Below are 15036 nucleotides of genomic sequence, written 5' to 3'. Positions count from 1 at the left end.
GGGGATCGGCGCGAAAGCGCGTGTGTCCGTTCAGCATAGCGAAGCGGGGTTGGTGCGCGCGGGCCGGGCGGGCGACGACGCGGGATGACATAGACTGCACGGTGGATCATCACGTGCGGACCGAGCGGGGGGCGATGGACATCACGACGAGGCCTCCCACGGAGGCACCCGCCGCGAAGACGTCCCTCGGGCGAAAGATCGGCGCCTACGTCGCTCTGACGAAGCCGCGCGTGCTCGAGCTCCTGCTCGTCACGACCGTCCCTGTGATGATCCTGGCCCACGGCGGGATGCCGCATCCGCTGCTCATCCTCGCCACCGTCATCGGCGGTTCGCTGAGCGCAGGTTCCGCGGCGGCATTCAACATGTACCTCGATCGCGACATCGACGCTCACATGCAGAGGACGGTGAACCGTCCTCTCGTGACCGGCGAGGTGTCGCCCCGGAACGCGCTCGTCTTCGCCTGGACGCTCGCGGTGTTCTCCACGCTCTGGCTGTGGGCCACGACCAACTGGCTCGCGGCCGTGCTCTCGGCCGCGGCGATCTTCTTCTATGTGGTCGTCTACACGATGATCCTCAAGCGGCGCACGGAACAGAACATCGTGTGGGGCGGGATCGCCGGATGCTTCCCCGTGCTGATCGGATGGTCGGCTGTCACGGGGTCGCTCTCCTGGGCGCCGCTGGTCCTGTTCACCCTCGTCTTCCTCTGGACGCCGCCGCACTACTGGCCGCTGTCGATGAAGTACAAGGCGCAGTACGACAACGTCGACGTCCCCATGCTGGGTGCGACGCGCTCGGGCACGCAGGTCGGTCTGCAGGTCATCCTCTACGCGTGGGCGACCGTCGCGTGCTCCCTGCTGCTCATCCCGGTCGCGGGCATGGGACTGGTATACACGGCGTCCGCGCTCGTCTTCGGCGGTTGGTTCATCTACGAGTCGCACCGGCTGTACACGCGAGCGGTGCGAGGGACCGAGCCGGCACCGATGCGCGTCTTCCATGCATCCATCACATATCTGACGCTCATCTTCGTCGCGATCGCCGTCGACCCGCTCCTGCCGTTCTAGCCGCGCCGCGAGGGCTCCTCCGCGTCGTGCGCCTCGTCGGGCTCGTCGGCGGCGTCCAGTGCGTCACGCTCGTGAGCGGGCGCGTCGTCCTCATCGCGAGAGGGCTCGGGGAACTCCATGTCGGGGCGTAGAAGCCAGGCGCCGGTCGCGAGGGTCAGCGCCATCGCGACCCCGACGATGCCCGCGCCGAGGAGCACGGCTCCGAAGATCGCCCAGACCTGCCCCACGTAGACGTCGACACCGGTGGCGCTGCCATCCAGCAGGGTCGTCGACATGGCGCCGAGGGTCGTGAGGGTCATCACCACTCCCGCGATCGCCGCGGCGAGCGAGCCGGCGACCAGGATCCAGAAGGGGATGCTGCGGGTGATGCGGGGACGGATGGTCATCGGTGCTCCTCTGTGTGCGGGCGGGGTTGCTGACCTCTCCGACACTCCCCGCCGCACACGGGTGGACCCTATCCGGCGCCTATGAATCGACTGTGGGCCGGTGCGCGCGGGACGAGAGGGAGAGCACCACGACGGTCATCGCCGCAGCGGTGAGGGCGGCCAGCACCATGTGTGCACCGACGGCCAGCTCCGGGAGGCCGTTCCTGGCCTGATACAGCCCGACGGCGATCTGCACGACCTGAAGTGCGAGCAGAAGGGCGAACCACCTTCGCGGCGCGAGGGAGCGGACCCAGGCGATGACCGTCAGGGCGAGGGTCAGCGCCAGCAGCGCGTAGCCGGGCCAGGCGTGGACGTGTTCGAGCACTTCGGCGTCGAAGCCGTTGCGTCCCGCCGCCGCGTCGCCGGAGTGGGGACCCGCGCCCGTCGTGAGGACGCCGAAGAAGATCGTGGCCGCCAGGACGAACGTCGTCACGTGGGTCGTGATCGCGAACGCGGGGGGCACGCGCAGGGAGCGCACACCGCGCGGTCGGACCATGAGATACAGGAAGGCCGCGCACACGCAGACGAGCACGAGCGACGCGACGTAGTGGAAACCCACGATGAACGGGTTCAGGCCTGTGAGGACCGTGATGCCGCCCACGATCGCCTGCGTCACGACGCCGCCGAGCACGACGAGCGCGAGGAGGAAGAGGTCGCGGCGCGTGCGGCGCATGCGCCACACCAGGACGACGACCGCGAGCGCGAGGATGCCGACGAGGCCCGTCAGCGTGCGGTTGCCGAATTCGATGACCCCGTGGATGCCCATCTCGGGGGTGTTCACGAGCGATTCGGGCGTGCAGGTGGGCCACGTGGGACAGCCCAGCCCGGAGCCGGTGAGCCGGACCGCGCCGCCGGTCGCGATGATCAGGACCTCGGCGACGAACGACATCCACGCGAATGCGCGGACGCGGGCGTCGACGGTGCGCGGCAGCCATCCGCGGTCGTCCGCGGAGGTGGGGCGCGGGGGAGCGGTGGTGATCGGGTCGGGCATGGATGGGCCTCCTGGACGACCTTCGCGCCAACCGGGCGGGCCGGGGCGGGACCGGCCCGGGACGAGGGGTCGTACCTGTAGAATCGTTGGAGTCGACATGCGCGCGCACACGCGCAGGCGCACGTGTAGACAGTGTAGGCGCGAAGACCTGCGCATCTGAGAGGGCCCACCAGCGGCATTGCCTCCCGTGCACCGCACGGTAAGGAATGCCGGGGCGGATGACACCGTTGCGGCCTAGAGGAGAGTGACCATGTCTGAAGTGCTGATCGACCGGCCAGAGCTCGAGGGACTCGGAGTCTACGAGTTCGGCTGGCACGACGCCGACGCCGCCGGGGCGAGCGCGCGACGGGGCCTCAGCGAGGCCGTCGTCCGCGACATCTCGGCGCTGAAGGCCGAACCCGAGTGGATGCTCCAGCGCCGCCTCAAGGCGCTGCAGCTGTTCGGCCGCAAGCCGATGCCGACGTGGGGAGCCGATCTCTCCGCGATCGACTTCGAGAACATCAAATACTTCGTCCGCTCCACCGAGAAGCAGGCGCAGACCTGGGAAGACCTTCCCGAGGACATCCGCAACACGTACGAGCGCCTGGGCATCCCGGAGGCCGAGCGCCAGCGACTCGTCGCCGGTGTGGCGGCGCAGTACGAGTCCGAGGTGGTCTACCACCAGATCCGCGAGGATCTCGAGGCGCAGGGCGTCATCTTCATGGACACCGACACGGCGCTGCGGGAGCACCCGGAATTCTTCGAGGAGTACTTCGGCACCGTCATCCCCTCCGGGGACAACAAGTTCGCGGCGCTGAACACCGCCGTGTGGTCGGGCGGCTCCTTCGTCTACGTGCCGAAGGGCGTGCACGTCGAGATCCCGCTCCAGGCGTACTTCCGGATCAACACCGAGAACATGGGTCAGTTCGAGCGGACCCTGATCATCGCCGACGAGGACAGCTACGTCCACTACATCGAGGGTTGCACCGCTCCCATCTACAAGAGCGACTCGCTGCACTCCGCCGTCGTGGAGATCATCGTCAAGAAGAACGCCCGCGTCCGGTACACGACGATCCAGAACTGGTCGAACAACGTGTACAACCTCGTCACGAAGCGCGCGGTCGCCCATGAGGGCGCGACGATGGAGTGGGTCGACGGCAACATCGGCTCCAAGGTGACGATGAAGTACCCGTCGATCTTCCTCGTCGGCGAGCACGCCAAGGGCGAGACGCTCTCGGTGGCGTTCGCGGGTCCGGGCCAGCACCAGGATGCCGGCGCGAAGATGATCCACATGGCGCCCTATACGCAGTCGTCGATCGTCTCCAAGTCGATCGCCCGCGGCGGCGGACGCGCGGGCTACCGCGGCGAGGTCCGCGTCGAGCCGCAGGCGCATCACTCGGCCAACACGGTGCGGTGCGACGCCCTGCTCGTCGACACGATCTCCCGCAGCGACACCTATCCCGCGATCGACATCCGCGTGGATGACGTGCAGCTGGGCCACGAGGCGACCGTCTCGAAGGTCAGCGAGGAGCAGCTGTTCTACCTCATGAGCCGCGGACTCCCCGAAGACGAAGCAATGGCGATGATCGTGCGCGGCTTCATCGAGCCGATCGCGCGCGAGTTGCCCATGGAATACGCCCTCGAGCTGAACAAGCTCATCGAGATGGGCATGGAAGGATCCGTCGGCTAGATGACGACCACAACCACCCCCCGCCCCGCGCCGGGAAGCCAGGCGCACACCGACGGAGGATGGGGCCAGACGTCTACGTCCGTCGTTCCCGTTCAGACCCGCTCCGCCCGAATGCGCTCCTACGACCCGGCGGCCTTCGGCGAGCCCACCGGCCGAGAGGTCGACTGGAAGCACACGCCGCTCGCGCGCATCGCTCCGCTGCTGCAGGACGTGCCCGGCGACGCCGGTGCCGTCTCGATCGAGGTGAGCGGACCGCTGGCTGCGGCGTCGCTCGAGATCGGCGAGGCACCGCGCGGCGAGGTCTTCGAGCCCGAGGATCTTCCCGCGGCCATCGCCTGGAAGCGCAGCGCCGAGGCTCTGTACCTCGCCGTCCCCGACGAGGCCGAGCTCGACGAACCCGTCGTCGTCACCTTCCCGGGCGCGGGCGCGGAGCTGCTCGCCCACGCGCACGTCGTCATCGAGGCCCGGCCGCACTCGCGGGCCACTGTCGTGCTGCGCCACACCGGTGCCGCTCGGTTCGCCCAGAACGTTGAGATCATCGTGCGTCCGGGGGCCTCGCTCGAGGTCGTCTCGGTGCAGCAGTGGGACGACGACGCGGTCCACGCCGCCGCCCACCAGGCGCGCGTCGAGCGCGACGGCACGCTGCGTCACACGGTGGTCAGCTTCGGCGGCGGGCTCGTGCGCGTGAACCCGTCCATCGAGCTCGCCGGCGCGGGATCACAGGGCGAGCTGTACGGCCTCGCCTTCGCCGACGCGCCGCAGCACCTCGAGAGCCAGGTGTACCTGCATCACAAGGGTCCGCACACGCGGGGAGACGTCCTCTACAAGGCGGCCCTGCAGGGATCGGGGGCGCGGACGGTGTGGATCGGCGACGTTCTCATCGGCCCGGACGCCGAGGGGACCGACTCCTACGAGGCCAACCGCAACCTCGTGCTCACCGAGGGCGCCCGGGCGGACTCCATTCCGAACCTCGAGATCGAGACCGGCGCGATCGAAGGGGCCGGCCACGCGTCCGCCACCGGTCGCTTCGACGACGAGCAGCTGTTCTATCTGCAGGCCCGCGGCATCCGCGAGGACGAGGCGCGGCGCCTCGTCGTGCTCGGCTTCCTGACGGAGATCGTTCAGAAGATCGGCATCGGCTCGCTGCAGGAGGAGCTCAGCTCGCTCATCGAGGCGGAGCTGGCTCAGGGAGCCGCCGAGTGAGCCTCGAGCGCGCGTGCGCGCTGAGCGAACTGGAGCAGGACACGGCGAAGCGCGTCGAGGTCGGCGGCAAGCCGATCGCGGTCGTGCTGGATGCCGAGGGCGTCGTCCACGCCATCGGCGACACCTGCACCCACGGCGACATCTCGCTCTCCGACGGCTTCGTCGAGGGGGAGACCCTCGAATGCTGGGCGCACGGATCCGCGTTCTCCCTCCGCACGGGCAAGCCCCTGAACCTTCCCGCCTATGAGCCCGTCCCCGTCTACGTCGTCGAGATCTCCGGCGACGACGTGCTCATCGACCCCGACGCAACCGTGGCCGTCTGACCGGCCCCATCGAAGGAACCCCCATGTCTGTCCTTGAAATCCGCGACCTGCACGTCACCGTCGAGACGGAGGCGGGCGAGACGCCCATCCTGAACGGCGTCACCCTCACCCTGCGCAAGGGTGAGACCCACGCCATCATGGGGCCCAACGGCTCCGGAAAGTCGACTCTCGCTTACACGATCGCGGGACACCCGAAGTACACCGTCACGCAGGGCTCGATCACCCTCGACGGCGAGGACGTGCTCGCGATGAGCGTGGACGAGCGGGCCCGCGCGGGCCTCTTCCTGGCCATGCAGTACCCCGTGGAGATTCCCGGGGTCACGGTGAGCAACTTCCTCCGCACGGCGAAAACGGCCATCGACGGCGAGGCGCCCGGCATCCGCACCTGGATCAAGGACGTCAAGGGCTCCATGAAGAACCTGCGCATGGACCCGAAGTTCGCGGAGCGCAACGTCAACGAAGGCTTCTCCGGCGGAGAGAAGAAGCGGCACGAGATCCTCCAGCTAGAGCTCCTCAAGCCGCAGATCGCCGTGCTCGACGAGACCGACTCCGGCCTCGACGTCGACGCGCTCAAGATCGTCTCGGAGGGCGTGAACCGCGCGAAGGAGCACACCGGACTCGGGGTGCTGCTGATCACGCACTACACCCGCATCCTGCGCTACATCCACCCGGACTTCGTGCACGTCATGGTCGCGGGCCGCATCGTCGAGGAAGGCGGCCCCGAGCTCGCCGAGCGCCTCGAGGACGAAGGCTACGACCGATTCCTCGAGCCGGCCTCCGGCGCCGAGGCGTAAGGTCTCTTCTATGACCGCGACGCTCACTCCGGAGAAGTTCGACGAGGTCACCGAGGCCCTCAAGGACGTCATGGACCCGGAACTCGGGATCAATGTCGTCGACCTCGGTCTGATCTACGACCTCGCCTGGGATGACGAGAACGACGCCCTCGTCATCCACATGACCCTGACCAGCGCGGGGTGCCCGCTCACCGACGTGCTCGAGGAGCAGACCGCGCAGGCGCTCGACGACGTCGTGGACCGGTTCCGCATCAACTGGGTGTGGATGCCGCCGTGGGGCCCCGAGCGGATCACCGACGACGGGCGCGACATGATGAGGGCGCTCGGTTTCGCGATCTGACGCTCGTCGCGCATCGCGCGAGAGCCGGTCGGTAGGCTCGATGGCGTGCGTGTCACCCCGCTGAAGGCCCTTCCCCTCGAACAGCTCCGCGAACGCTCGAGCACGAAGTGGCGGACGTATCCCGCAGACGTGCTGCCGCTCTTCGTCGCGGAGACGGACTTCCCGCTCGCGCCGGCCATCACCGACCGGCTCGCGCGCGCGGTGACGCTGGGGGACACCGGATACACGCCGCCCGACCCCGGTGTGCGCGACGCGTATGTCGCGTTCGCCGGGCGCCGCTTCGGATGGGCGCCGCGCCCCGACCGGATCCGCACGACCGGCGACGTGATCATGGGCGTCGTGGAACTGCTGCGGCGGGTCATCGAGCCCGGCGACCGCGTGGTCGTGACCCCACCCGTGTATCCGCCCTTCTACGACGCCGTTCCCGAGGCGGGCGGAGTCGTCGAGCGCGTGCCCCTGAGCGCCGGTCCGTCCGGTCACGAGCTTGACGTGGCAGGCATCGAGGCCGCCCTCGCTGGTGGCGCGCGAGCGATTCTGCTGTGCAACCCGCACAATCCGACCGGCACGGTGCACGGCCGCGAGGCTCTGGCAAAGATCGCCGAGGCAGCGGATCGCTTCGGCGCCACCGTCATCAGCGACGAGATCCACGCGCCGCTGGCCTACCCCGGAACGGGTTTCACGCCCTTCCTCGCCGCCTCCCCGACGGCCGCGCGGGTGGGATTCGCCGTGACCAGCGCCAGCAAGGCGTTCAATCTGGCGGGGCTCAAGTGCGCCCTCATGATCGCGGGGGACGACCAGCACGCGCGTGTCCTTCGATCGCTCCCCGCAGAGGTGGAGTGGCGCACCGGCCTCTTCGGTGCCATGGCCGCCGTCGCGTCCTTCGCCCCTGAGAGCGACGCGTGGCTGGACTCCGCTCTGGCCGCCATCGACGAGAACCGGCGCCTGCTCGCAGATCTGCTCTCGCGGCACGTACCGGGCGCCCGGTACCGGATGCCCGATGCGGGATTCCTGGCCTGGGTCGATCTGGGCGGACTGGGCTGGGGGGACAACCCGTCCACCCGGATCCTGCGCGAGGCGCGGGTAGCGCTCCACTACGGACCGGCCTTCGGCGACGAGGGCCGCGGACACGTGCGCTTCAACATCGGGTGCTCACCCGAGGTGCTCACCGAGGCGGTCGAGCGTATCGGCGCTCTCGTCGACGCCTAACCGCGCGTCACTTGCGGGCGTCGAGGGCGCCGACTCCGCGCCATGCGAGCGGGATGAGCAGGGCGGCGGCGGCGGCCTTCACGATGCCGCCCACGATGAACGGCGTGACTCCCGCGGCGAGGACCGATCCGAGCGTGACTTCCGCACCGACGACGGTGGCAAGGATGAGCGCCATGTAGGGGACGCCGACGAGGAAGGGGATGACGCTGGCCCCCAGGAACCCGAGGAACGCGAGGGCGGGGCGGCGATCCCAGGCCCGCTCGGCGACCCAGCCCGCGACGAACGCGGCGGGGATGAAGCCGACGATGAACCCGAAGGACGGCGAGAGGACGTAGGCGGGGCCGGCGAGGGCGGTGGCGAACACGGGCGCCCCGGCGAGCCCCGCAAGCATGTAGGTCGTGAGCGCGGCGGCGCCGCGGCGGGAGCCGAGCGCCGCGCCGACGAGGATGACGCCGAGGGTCTGCCCCGTGATGGGGACCGGCCACATCGGCACGGCGACCTTCGCCAGGAGCGCCACGAGCGCGGCGCCGGCGACGACGAGCCCCACATCCACGGCGACGGCGCGGCTGCGAGTGGCAGGGCGCGTGATCAGATCGGCGAGGACGCGGCGGGAGGGCTGTGCGGCGAGCGACGACATGGAGCTCCTTCGACGGGGCGAGACGGGGTGGGGCGGCGTCGCGGGGGCGACTCGCGTTTTATACTAGGGGGCTGGCTATCTGCCACCCTTTGTACTCCACCCACCGACGAAACGGACATCTGCTGTGCTCGCCGTGCACGACCTCGAGATCCGCGTGGGTGCCCGCCTGCTGATGTCCGACGTGAGCTTCCGGGTCGGACCGGGCGACAAGATCGGTCTCGTGGGCCGCAACGGCGCGGGCAAGACGACCCTGACGAAGGTTCTCGCCGGAGACGCGCTGCCCTCCGGGGGCCGCGTGGATCGCGCAGGAGAGCTCGGCTACCTGCCCCAGGACCCCCGTTCGGGCGACCCGGAGGACCTGGCGCGCACGCGGATCCTGGATGCGCGAGGTCTCGGCCGCCTCAGCGTCGGGATGCACGAGGCGTCGCTCTCGATGGGGGACGCCGATCCGGAGGTCGCCGAGAAGGCGATGCGTCGCTACGGTCAGCTCACCGAGCGATTCGAGGCGCTGGGCGGCTACGCCGCGGAGGCGGAGGCCGCCTCGATCGCTCACAACCTCTCGCTGCCGGACCGTATCCTCGATCAGCCGCTGAGCACTCTGTCGGGCGGTCAGCGACGCCGCATCGAGCTCGCGCGCATCCTGTTCTCCGACGCGCAGACGATGATCCTGGACGAGCCCACCAACCACCTCGACGCCGACAGCGTGGTGTGGCTGCGGGAGTTCCTTCGCGGCTATCGCGGGGGCCTCATCGTGATCAGCCACGACGTCGAGCTCGTCGGCGAGACCGTCAACCGGGTGTTCTACCTCGACGCGAACCGCCAGGTCATCGACGTCTACAACATGAACTGGAAGAACTACCTGCGTCAGCGCGTCGCCGACGAGGAGCGGCGCAAGAAGGAGCGGGCGAACGTCGAGAAGAAGGCGACGGCGCTGCAGCAGCAGGCGGCGCGCTTCGGTGCGAAGGCGTCGAAGGCCGCGGCGGCCCACCAGATGGTCGCGCGCGCCGAGAAGATGCTGTCCGGCCTCGACGACGTCCGTCAGGACGACAGGGTAGCCAAGCTGCGGTTCCCCAAGCCGGCGCCGTGCGGGAAGACTCCGCTCATGGCGTCCGGGCTGTCGAAGTCGTACGGCTCGCTCGAGATCTTCACGGATGTCGATCTCGCGATCGATCGCGGCTCCAAGGTCGTCGTGCTCGGCCTCAACGGCGCGGGCAAGACGACGCTGCTGCGGATCCTCGCGGGGGTCGATCAGCCCGACACCGGCCGGCTCGAACCCGGTCACGGGCTCAAGGTCGGCTACTACGCGCAGGAGCACGAGAACCTCGACGTGGACCGCAGCGTCCTCGAGAACATGATGTCGGCCGCGCCGGACATCACCGCAACCGAGGCGCGCAAGGTCCTCGGCTCGTTCCTCTTCACCGGCGACGACGTCCTCAAGCCTGCGGGCGTGCTCTCGGGGGGAGAGAAGACGCGGCTCTCGCTCGCCACGCTCGTGGTCTCCTCGGCGAACATGCTGCTGCTCGACGAGCCGACGAACAACCTCGACCCCGCCTCCCGCGAGGAGATCCTCGGGGCGCTCTCCCACTACGAGGGGGCTGTGGTCCTCGTCTCGCACGACGAGGGCGCCGTGGAGGCGCTCAATCCGGAGCGTGTCCTGATCCTGCCCGACGGCGTCGAGGACATCTGGAACCGCGAGTACGCGGACCTGATCACGCTGGCCTGATCAGCGCGCGGAGGATGCGGCATCCAGCAGTGCGTCTTCGTCCTCCATGTCACGGTCGCGACGGGAGGGAGCGGGCAGCTCGCGCGAATCGGACGCGCTTTCGCGGCGGTGGGCGATTTCGGTGCGGATGACGTAGGCGATGAAGACGAATCCCATTACCGCGAAGAGGATCCACTGGATCGCGTACGACAGGTGGGGCCCGGGGTCCTCCGTGGGCGCCGCGATCGCGGTCGGCCGAGCCGCTGTCGCGGGCTCCTCCGACACCAGCATCCCGTAGGAGGAGACCACCGTCGCGTCGCCCGTCCGTTCCGCGATGAGCGGCAGGTTGATGGTCGGGACCTGTCCCTCCGGCGCGCCGCGCCCGGACGCGGGCAGGGCCTCGCCGGGCCGCAGCCGCACGATGACCTCCACCGTCCCCTCGGGCGGTGGAGGTGCGGCCGACGGGCCGGAGCCCTCTTCGGCGGGACGCACCCACCCCCGGTCGATCACGAAGATCCTGCCGTCGTCGGCGAGGAACGGCGTCAGCACCTCGAAGGCGCTCGTCCCGCCGTGGGGCCGGTTGCGCACGTAGACCTGATCGTCGGCCATGTACTCGCCGCGGAGGAGCACCGGTCGCCACTCGTCGCCCGGCGCGAAGTCGTCGGTCCCGGTCAGCAGCTCGCCCACCGGAACGACCTCGGCGTCGTAGTTGGCGGCGACGAGGGCCAGCTCGCCGGCGCGCTCCTCGTTGCGGTCGAACTGCCACACGGCGAGGAAGGCGCACGCGATCGCGAAGGCGACGGCGAGAGCGATGTAGATGCTCCATCGGCCGGCCGTCGGAAGCCGCTGCATGCTGACGCCGCGCGAGGTCATGAGCTCGTCCCCGGCACGAAGGGCGCGACCTCGACCGGGAAGTCGCGCGCCGCGAGGTAGTCGCGCAGGTAGTCGACATGATCGGGGCACGCCAGCCAGATCTTGCGGCGATCCGCCGCGTGGATGCGCGGGTTGCGCCACCGGACCTGCCACGAGGCGTCTGCGCGGCAGCCGGCCCGCGAGCACGGGTTCGTCACGCTCATGCTCCCGCATTCTGGTCTTGCACAGGTCTCGCCTCGGGCGACTCCTGAATGCGGATCACGGACGGCGACGCGGCTGGCGCGGCCGTGCGCGGTGCGGATTCCGGCGCGCCGGGCAGGGCTCGTTCGGGCGACTCCGCCCGTGGCTCCCGGGCGTCCATGCCCACGTTCGCGAGCACCACGGCGACGTACGGCAGCAGGATGGCGCCCGCGGCGAATACCCAGGTCCACCAGCCGTAGGGGGTGACGAACGCCATGAGCAGGAAGCACGCGATGCGTATGCCCATCGTGACGGCGTAGCGACGAAGGCGCGCGGCGGCCTCGTCCCTCGGTGACTGCGGCAGCGAGGTGCTGGTCAAGTGGCTGGCGGGCGCTCTCACGATAGCTTCCAGGGTACGCCGCCCCCGGGCCGTCGGGAGCCGCTCAGGAGACGGGGGTCGTGGTGGCGACGGCGGTGAAGAACAGCGGCAGGAAGATCGCGAGCAGGATGATGCCGAGGACGGCGGCGCCGATCCCGACCCACCCGATGATCGTCCCCGCGAGGGCAAGACCGTGCCCCTGCTCGCCACTGGTCTTGAGCTGACCGAGGGACATGTGGCCCGTGATCACGGCGACGATCGACCCGATGAGCGGCACGAGCAGCATGCCGACGATCGCGCTGACGAGCGAGACGACGGCGAGCGTGTTGGTCTGCGCAGCGGGGCTGCCGCCGTATCCGGGGGTGTCGGGGTAGGGGGGAGTTGTGCTCACGGGTGTCCTCTCTGATCGCTCTCAGGGTGGCAGGATGTCCTCGCGCGTGTCAAAGGGCCAGCGCCGAGGGCCAGCGCCGAGGGACGGACGTCGTACTCGTACCGGCGGTCTCCCGACGGTGAGGGCGCCGGTACGGCGGTGGCGACTAGTGGCCCATCCCGAGACCGCCGTCGACGGGGATCACCGCACCGGAGATGTACGCCGCGTCATCCGATGCGAGCCACGTGACGACGCCGGCGACCTCATCGGCGGTGGCGAATCTCCCGGCGGGGATGCTCCGCTTGTAGTCGGCCTGGGTGTCCTCCGGCAGCGCCGCGGTCATGTCCGTCTCGATGAATCCGGGCGCGACGACGTTTGCGGTGATCCCCCGTCCACCGAGCTCCCGGGTGAGCGAGCGTGCGAAGCCCACCAGCCCGCTCTTGGACGACGAGTAGTTGATCTGGCCGGCCGAGCCGTAGAGGCCCACGACGCTCGAGATGAGGATGACGCGGCCCCACCGCGCCTTCAGCATGCCCTTCGCGGCCCGCTTGACGACGCGGAAGGCGCCACCGAGGTTCGTGGACACGACCTGGTCGAAGTCGTCCTCCGTCATGCGCAGCAGCAGCGTGTCCTTCGTGATGCCGGCGTTGGCGACGACGATGCCGACAGGACCGAGCTTCTCCTCGACCTCGGCATAGGCGCGATCGAGGCTCTCCGCGTCGGTGACGTCGGCTCGGACGGTCAGCGCGCCCTCGGGACCCTCGCCGGAGCGCGCCGTGACGGCCACGGCGTAGCCCTCCGCGACGAATCGGGCGGCGATGGCACGACCGATGCCGCGGTTTCCACCGGTGACGAGGACGACGCGATCAGTCGACATGCTGCTCCTGGGATCGGGGGTGGGACCGGACCAGCCTACTGGCGCGCTCCCGCGGGCAGCAGCGGCACGATCTGCGACAGGTCGAGGGGCCCGACGACGAGGTCGGCGCGGGCACGCACCGCGGGCTTGGCGTTGAACGCGAGCCCGAGCGCAGCAGTCTCCATCATCAGCAGGTCGTTCGCGCCGTCGCCGACGGCGACGGTCGCGCCGGCGGGCACCCCGTAGAGCGCGGACCATTCGCGCAGGGACGCGGCTTTGGCCGCGGCATCCACGATGTCTCCCTCGACACGGCCCGTGAGGGCGCCGCCGCTGATCTGCAGTCGGTTCGCGCGCCACACGTCGACGCCGAGGGAGGGGGCGATCTCGTCGAGGATCTCGTGGAATCCGCCGGAGACGACCGCCAGGATGCCGCCGCGCGCCTTCACCGCGGCGGCCAGGTCGCCGATGCCCGGGGTCGGCTCGATCCGGGCGAGCACGCGGGCGAACGCCTCGACGGGCACCCCCCGCAGGGCCGCGACCCGTGCGCGCAGGCTCTCCGCGAAGTCGACCTCGCCGCGCATCGCGGCCTCGGTGGCCGCGGCGACCTCGGCACCGCGGCCCGCCTCGTCGGCGAGCAACTCGATGACCTCGTTGCGGATGAGCGTGGAATCGGCGTCGAGGACGACGAGCAGCCGGGCGGAATTCACCCCCCGAGGCTAGCGCCCGCGGGCGGGGGAGGGCGTCAGTGCTCGACGCGCACGTTCTTGCCGACGACCGTGATGCCCGAATCCGTCACGGTGAATCCCCGGGCGAGATCGCGTTCGCGATCGACGCCGACGGTCGCGCCGGGCGCGAGCACGACGCCCTTGTCGAGGATGGCCCGGTGGATGCGCGCGCCGGGTCCGACCTGCACGTGATCGAAGAGCACCGAATCGGTGATCGTCGATCCGCCGCCGGCGAGGGTCCACGGCCCCACGACGCTGCGCTCGAGGTGGGTGCCGGAGAGCACGGACCCGAGCGAGACGATGGAGTCGATCGCGTTGCCGATGCGACCCACCGAGTCGCGCACGAACTTCGCCGGCGGCGAGTTGACGGCCTGCGAGTGGATCGGCCAGTCGGTGTTGTACAGGTTGAAGATCGGCAGCGTCGAGATCAGGTCCATGTGGGCGTCGAAGAACGAATCGATCGTCCCCACGTCCCGCCAGTAGGCGCGATCGCGGTCGGTGGAACCCGGAACGTCGTTGCGCTTCATGTCGTACACGCCCGCCTCGCCGCGCGAGACGAAGTACGGCACGATGTCGCCTCCCATGTCGTGGTTGGACGTGGCGACCTCGCCGTCGGCCTCGACGGCCTCGATGAGCGCATCGGCGTCGAAGATGTAGTTGCCCATCGATGCGAGGACCTCGTGCGGCGCATCCGCCAGTCCCGTGGGGTTCTGCGGCTTCTCGAGGAACTCGGAGATGCGAGTGGGGTCGGCCGGATCGACCGCGATGACGCCGAACTGGTCCGCCAGCGAGATCGGCTGGCGGATGCCGGCGACGGTCGCCCGCGCCCCGGATTCGATGTGCGCGTCGAGCATCTGATTGAAGTCCATGCGGTACACGTGGTCGGCACCGATGACCACGACGATGTCGGGCTTCTCGTCGTTGATGAGGTTCAGGCTCTGCAGGATCGCGTCCGCCGATCCGGAGAACCACCGCTTGCCGAGCCGCTGCTGCGCCGGCACGGAGGCCACGTAGGCACCGAGCATCGGCGAGAGACGCCACGTCTGCGAGATGTGCCGGTCGAGGCTGTGCGACTTGTACTGCGTCAGGACGACGAGCTGTCGCAGGCCAGCGTTGACGAGGTTGGATATCGCGAAGTCGATGAGGCGGTACTGGCCGCCGAAGGGCACCGCAGGCTTGGCCCGGTCGGCCGTCAGCGGCATGAGGCGCTTGCCCTCGCCTCCGGCGAGGATGATTCCGAAGACCTTCGGCGTCGTAGGCATGCCACCACACTAGGCCCCCCGAACGCGCGCGTACTAGCGT

18 protein-coding genes are annotated in these 15036 nt (G+C 69.6%); 8 read left to right on the top strand and 10 right to left on the bottom strand.

Going from position 1 to position 15036, the window contains the following annotated elements:
* The first annotated feature begins 134 nt into the window (after window positions 1-134).
* Window positions 135-1061 (top strand): heme o synthase, encoded by a 927-nt coding sequence (locus RYJ27_RS06980; RefSeq protein WP_330172012.1) that lies wholly within the window; start codon window positions 135-137, stop codon window positions 1059-1061.
* Here the strand turns inward: RYJ27_RS06980 and RYJ27_RS06975 are convergent.
* Together RYJ27_RS06975 and RYJ27_RS06970 are read right to left on the bottom strand one after the other, a co-directional pair.
* Window positions 1058-1447, bottom strand: coding sequence for a dinucleotide-utilizing enzyme (locus RYJ27_RS06975; protein WP_330169648.1), 390 nt, complete (start codon window positions 1445-1447; stop codon window positions 1058-1060). The two genes, RYJ27_RS06980 and RYJ27_RS06975, sit on opposite strands and share 4 nt — an antisense overlap.
* Window positions 1448-1526: 79 nt before the next feature.
* The gene (locus tag RYJ27_RS06970; RefSeq protein WP_330169647.1) at window positions 1527-2477 is read right to left on the bottom strand and encodes a COX15/CtaA family protein; all 951 of its coding nucleotides are present in this window, start codon (window positions 2475-2477) and stop codon (window positions 1527-1529) included.
* A gap of 250 nt (window positions 2478-2727) precedes the next feature.
* On the opposite strand from RYJ27_RS06970, the gene sufB reads away from it, so the two are divergent.
* Genes sufB through RYJ27_RS06940 form a run of 6 tightly spaced genes read left to right on the top strand, consistent with a single transcriptional unit; the run spans window position 2728 to window position 8012 of the window.
* The gene (gene sufB / locus RYJ27_RS06965; RefSeq protein ID WP_330169646.1) at window positions 2728-4146 is read left to right on the top strand and encodes a Fe-S cluster assembly protein SufB; all 1419 of its coding nucleotides are present in this window, start codon (window positions 2728-2730) and stop codon (window positions 4144-4146) included.
* Window positions 4147-5349, top strand: coding sequence for a Fe-S cluster assembly protein SufD (sufD, locus tag RYJ27_RS06960; RefSeq protein WP_330169645.1), 1203 nt, complete (start codon window positions 4147-4149; stop codon window positions 5347-5349).
* Window positions 5346-5672: a non-heme iron oxygenase ferredoxin subunit gene (locus tag RYJ27_RS06955; RefSeq protein ID WP_330169644.1), complete on the top strand. Its 327-nt coding sequence runs from the start codon at window positions 5346-5348 to the stop codon at window positions 5670-5672. The genes sufD and RYJ27_RS06955 overlap by 4 nt, the downstream gene beginning before the upstream one ends.
* A 23-nt stretch (window positions 5673-5695) precedes the next feature.
* On the top strand, window positions 5696-6466 hold the full coding sequence (gene sufC, locus RYJ27_RS06950) for a Fe-S cluster assembly ATPase SufC (protein WP_330169643.1): 771 nt from the start codon (window positions 5696-5698) through the stop codon (window positions 6464-6466).
* 10 nt (window positions 6467-6476) lie between these two features.
* A complete protein-coding gene (locus RYJ27_RS06945) occupies window positions 6477-6806 on the top strand; it encodes a metal-sulfur cluster assembly factor (protein ID WP_330169642.1) in 330 nt (109 codons plus the stop codon).
* A 45-nt stretch (window positions 6807-6851) separates the two neighbouring features.
* Complete coding sequence (locus tag RYJ27_RS06940) at window positions 6852-8012, top strand: MalY/PatB family protein (protein ID WP_330169641.1); 1161 nt, start codon at window positions 6852-6854, stop codon at window positions 8010-8012.
* Between the two features lie 7 nt (window positions 8013-8019).
* Here RYJ27_RS06940 and RYJ27_RS06935 read toward each other — a convergent pair whose 3' ends face one another.
* Entirely contained in the window at window positions 8020-8649 is a 630-nt protein-coding gene (locus RYJ27_RS06935; RefSeq protein ID WP_330169640.1) for a biotin transporter BioY, read from the bottom strand.
* A gap of 124 nt (window positions 8650-8773) precedes the next feature.
* On the opposite strand from RYJ27_RS06935, the gene RYJ27_RS06930 reads away from it, so the two are divergent.
* Complete coding sequence (locus tag RYJ27_RS06930; RefSeq protein WP_330169639.1) at window positions 8774-10372, top strand: ABC-F family ATP-binding cassette domain-containing protein; 1599 nt, start codon at window positions 8774-8776, stop codon at window positions 10370-10372.
* Here RYJ27_RS06930 and RYJ27_RS06925 read toward each other — a convergent pair whose 3' ends face one another.
* The 7 genes from RYJ27_RS06925 to RYJ27_RS06895 all read right to left on the bottom strand — a co-directional run bounded on the left by RYJ27_RS06925 (window position 10373) and on the right by RYJ27_RS06895 (window position 14996).
* Window positions 10373-11224 (bottom strand): SURF1 family cytochrome oxidase biogenesis protein, encoded by an 852-nt coding sequence (locus RYJ27_RS06925; protein ID WP_330169638.1) that lies wholly within the window; start codon window positions 11222-11224, stop codon window positions 10373-10375.
* The gene (locus RYJ27_RS06920) at window positions 11221-11427 is read right to left on the bottom strand and encodes a hypothetical protein (RefSeq protein WP_330169637.1); all 207 of its coding nucleotides are present in this window, start codon (window positions 11425-11427) and stop codon (window positions 11221-11223) included. The genes RYJ27_RS06925 and RYJ27_RS06920 overlap by 4 nt, the downstream gene beginning before the upstream one ends.
* Window positions 11424-11804 carry a DUF3099 domain-containing protein gene (locus RYJ27_RS06915; protein ID WP_330169636.1) on the bottom strand — a complete coding sequence of 127 codons (381 nt, stop codon included), beginning with the start codon at window positions 11802-11804 and terminating at the stop codon, window positions 11424-11426. Before RYJ27_RS06915 ends, RYJ27_RS06920 begins: the two co-directional genes overlap by 4 nt.
* A gap of 43 nt (window positions 11805-11847) precedes the next feature.
* Window positions 11848-12174 carry a DUF4190 domain-containing protein gene (locus RYJ27_RS06910; protein ID WP_330169635.1) on the bottom strand — a complete coding sequence of 109 codons (327 nt, stop codon included), beginning with the start codon at window positions 12172-12174 and terminating at the stop codon, window positions 11848-11850.
* 145 nt (window positions 12175-12319) lie between these two features.
* Entirely contained in the window at window positions 12320-13030 is a 711-nt protein-coding gene (locus RYJ27_RS06905) for a beta-ketoacyl-ACP reductase (protein ID WP_330169634.1), read from the bottom strand.
* A gap of 35 nt (window positions 13031-13065) precedes the next feature.
* The gene (gene serB / locus RYJ27_RS06900; RefSeq protein ID WP_330169633.1) at window positions 13066-13716 is read right to left on the bottom strand and encodes a phosphoserine phosphatase SerB; all 651 of its coding nucleotides are present in this window, start codon (window positions 13714-13716) and stop codon (window positions 13066-13068) included.
* A 35-nt stretch (window positions 13717-13751) separates the two neighbouring features.
* Window positions 13752-14996 (bottom strand): glucose-1-phosphate adenylyltransferase, encoded by a 1245-nt coding sequence (locus RYJ27_RS06895; protein WP_330169632.1) that lies wholly within the window; start codon window positions 14994-14996, stop codon window positions 13752-13754.
* Window positions 14997-15036 lie beyond the last annotated feature (40 nt).

The organism is Microbacterium limosum (assembly GCF_036324365.1).
GTDB lineage: Bacteria > Actinomycetota > Actinomycetes > Actinomycetales > Microbacteriaceae > Microbacterium > Microbacterium limosum.
The sequence above is the reverse complement of the archived record's forward strand: the minus strand, read 5'-3'. Positions and strand labels throughout refer to the sequence as shown.

Excerpts from the sequence above, each read along its gene's own strand:
- RYJ27_RS06920 (WP_330169637.1), bottom strand. The coding sequence starts at position 11,427 with ATGAGCGTGACGAACCCGTGCTCGCGGGCCGGCTGCCGCGCAGACGCC.
- RYJ27_RS06945 (WP_330169642.1), top strand. The coding sequence starts at position 6,477 with ATGACCGCGACGCTCACTCCGGAGAAGTTCGACGAGGTCACCGAGGCC.
- RYJ27_RS06980 (WP_330172012.1), top strand. The coding sequence starts at position 135 with ATGGACATCACGACGAGGCCTCCCACGGAGGCACCCGCCGCGAAGACG.
- RYJ27_RS06935 (WP_330169640.1), bottom strand. The coding sequence starts at position 8,649 with ATGTCGTCGCTCGCCGCACAGCCCTCCCGCCGCGTCCTCGCCGATCTG.
- sufC (WP_330169643.1), top strand. The coding sequence starts at position 5,696 with ATGTCTGTCCTTGAAATCCGCGACCTGCACGTCACCGTCGAGACGGAG.
- RYJ27_RS06895 (WP_330169632.1), bottom strand. The coding sequence starts at position 14,996 with ATGCCTACGACGCCGAAGGTCTTCGGAATCATCCTCGCCGGAGGCGAG.
- sufD (WP_330169645.1), top strand. The coding sequence starts at position 4,147 with ATGACGACCACAACCACCCCCCGCCCCGCGCCGGGAAGCCAGGCGCAC.
- RYJ27_RS06975 (WP_330169648.1), bottom strand. The coding sequence starts at position 1,447 with ATGACCATCCGTCCCCGCATCACCCGCAGCATCCCCTTCTGGATCCTG.
- RYJ27_RS06970 (WP_330169647.1), bottom strand. The coding sequence starts at position 2,477 with ATGCCCGACCCGATCACCACCGCTCCCCCGCGCCCCACCTCCGCGGAC.
- RYJ27_RS06905 (WP_330169634.1), bottom strand. The coding sequence starts at position 13,030 with ATGTCGACTGATCGCGTCGTCCTCGTCACCGGTGGAAACCGCGGCATC.
- sufB (WP_330169646.1), top strand. The coding sequence starts at position 2,728 with ATGTCTGAAGTGCTGATCGACCGGCCAGAGCTCGAGGGACTCGGAGTC.
- RYJ27_RS06925 (WP_330169638.1), bottom strand. The coding sequence starts at position 11,224 with ATGACCTCGCGCGGCGTCAGCATGCAGCGGCTTCCGACGGCCGGCCGA.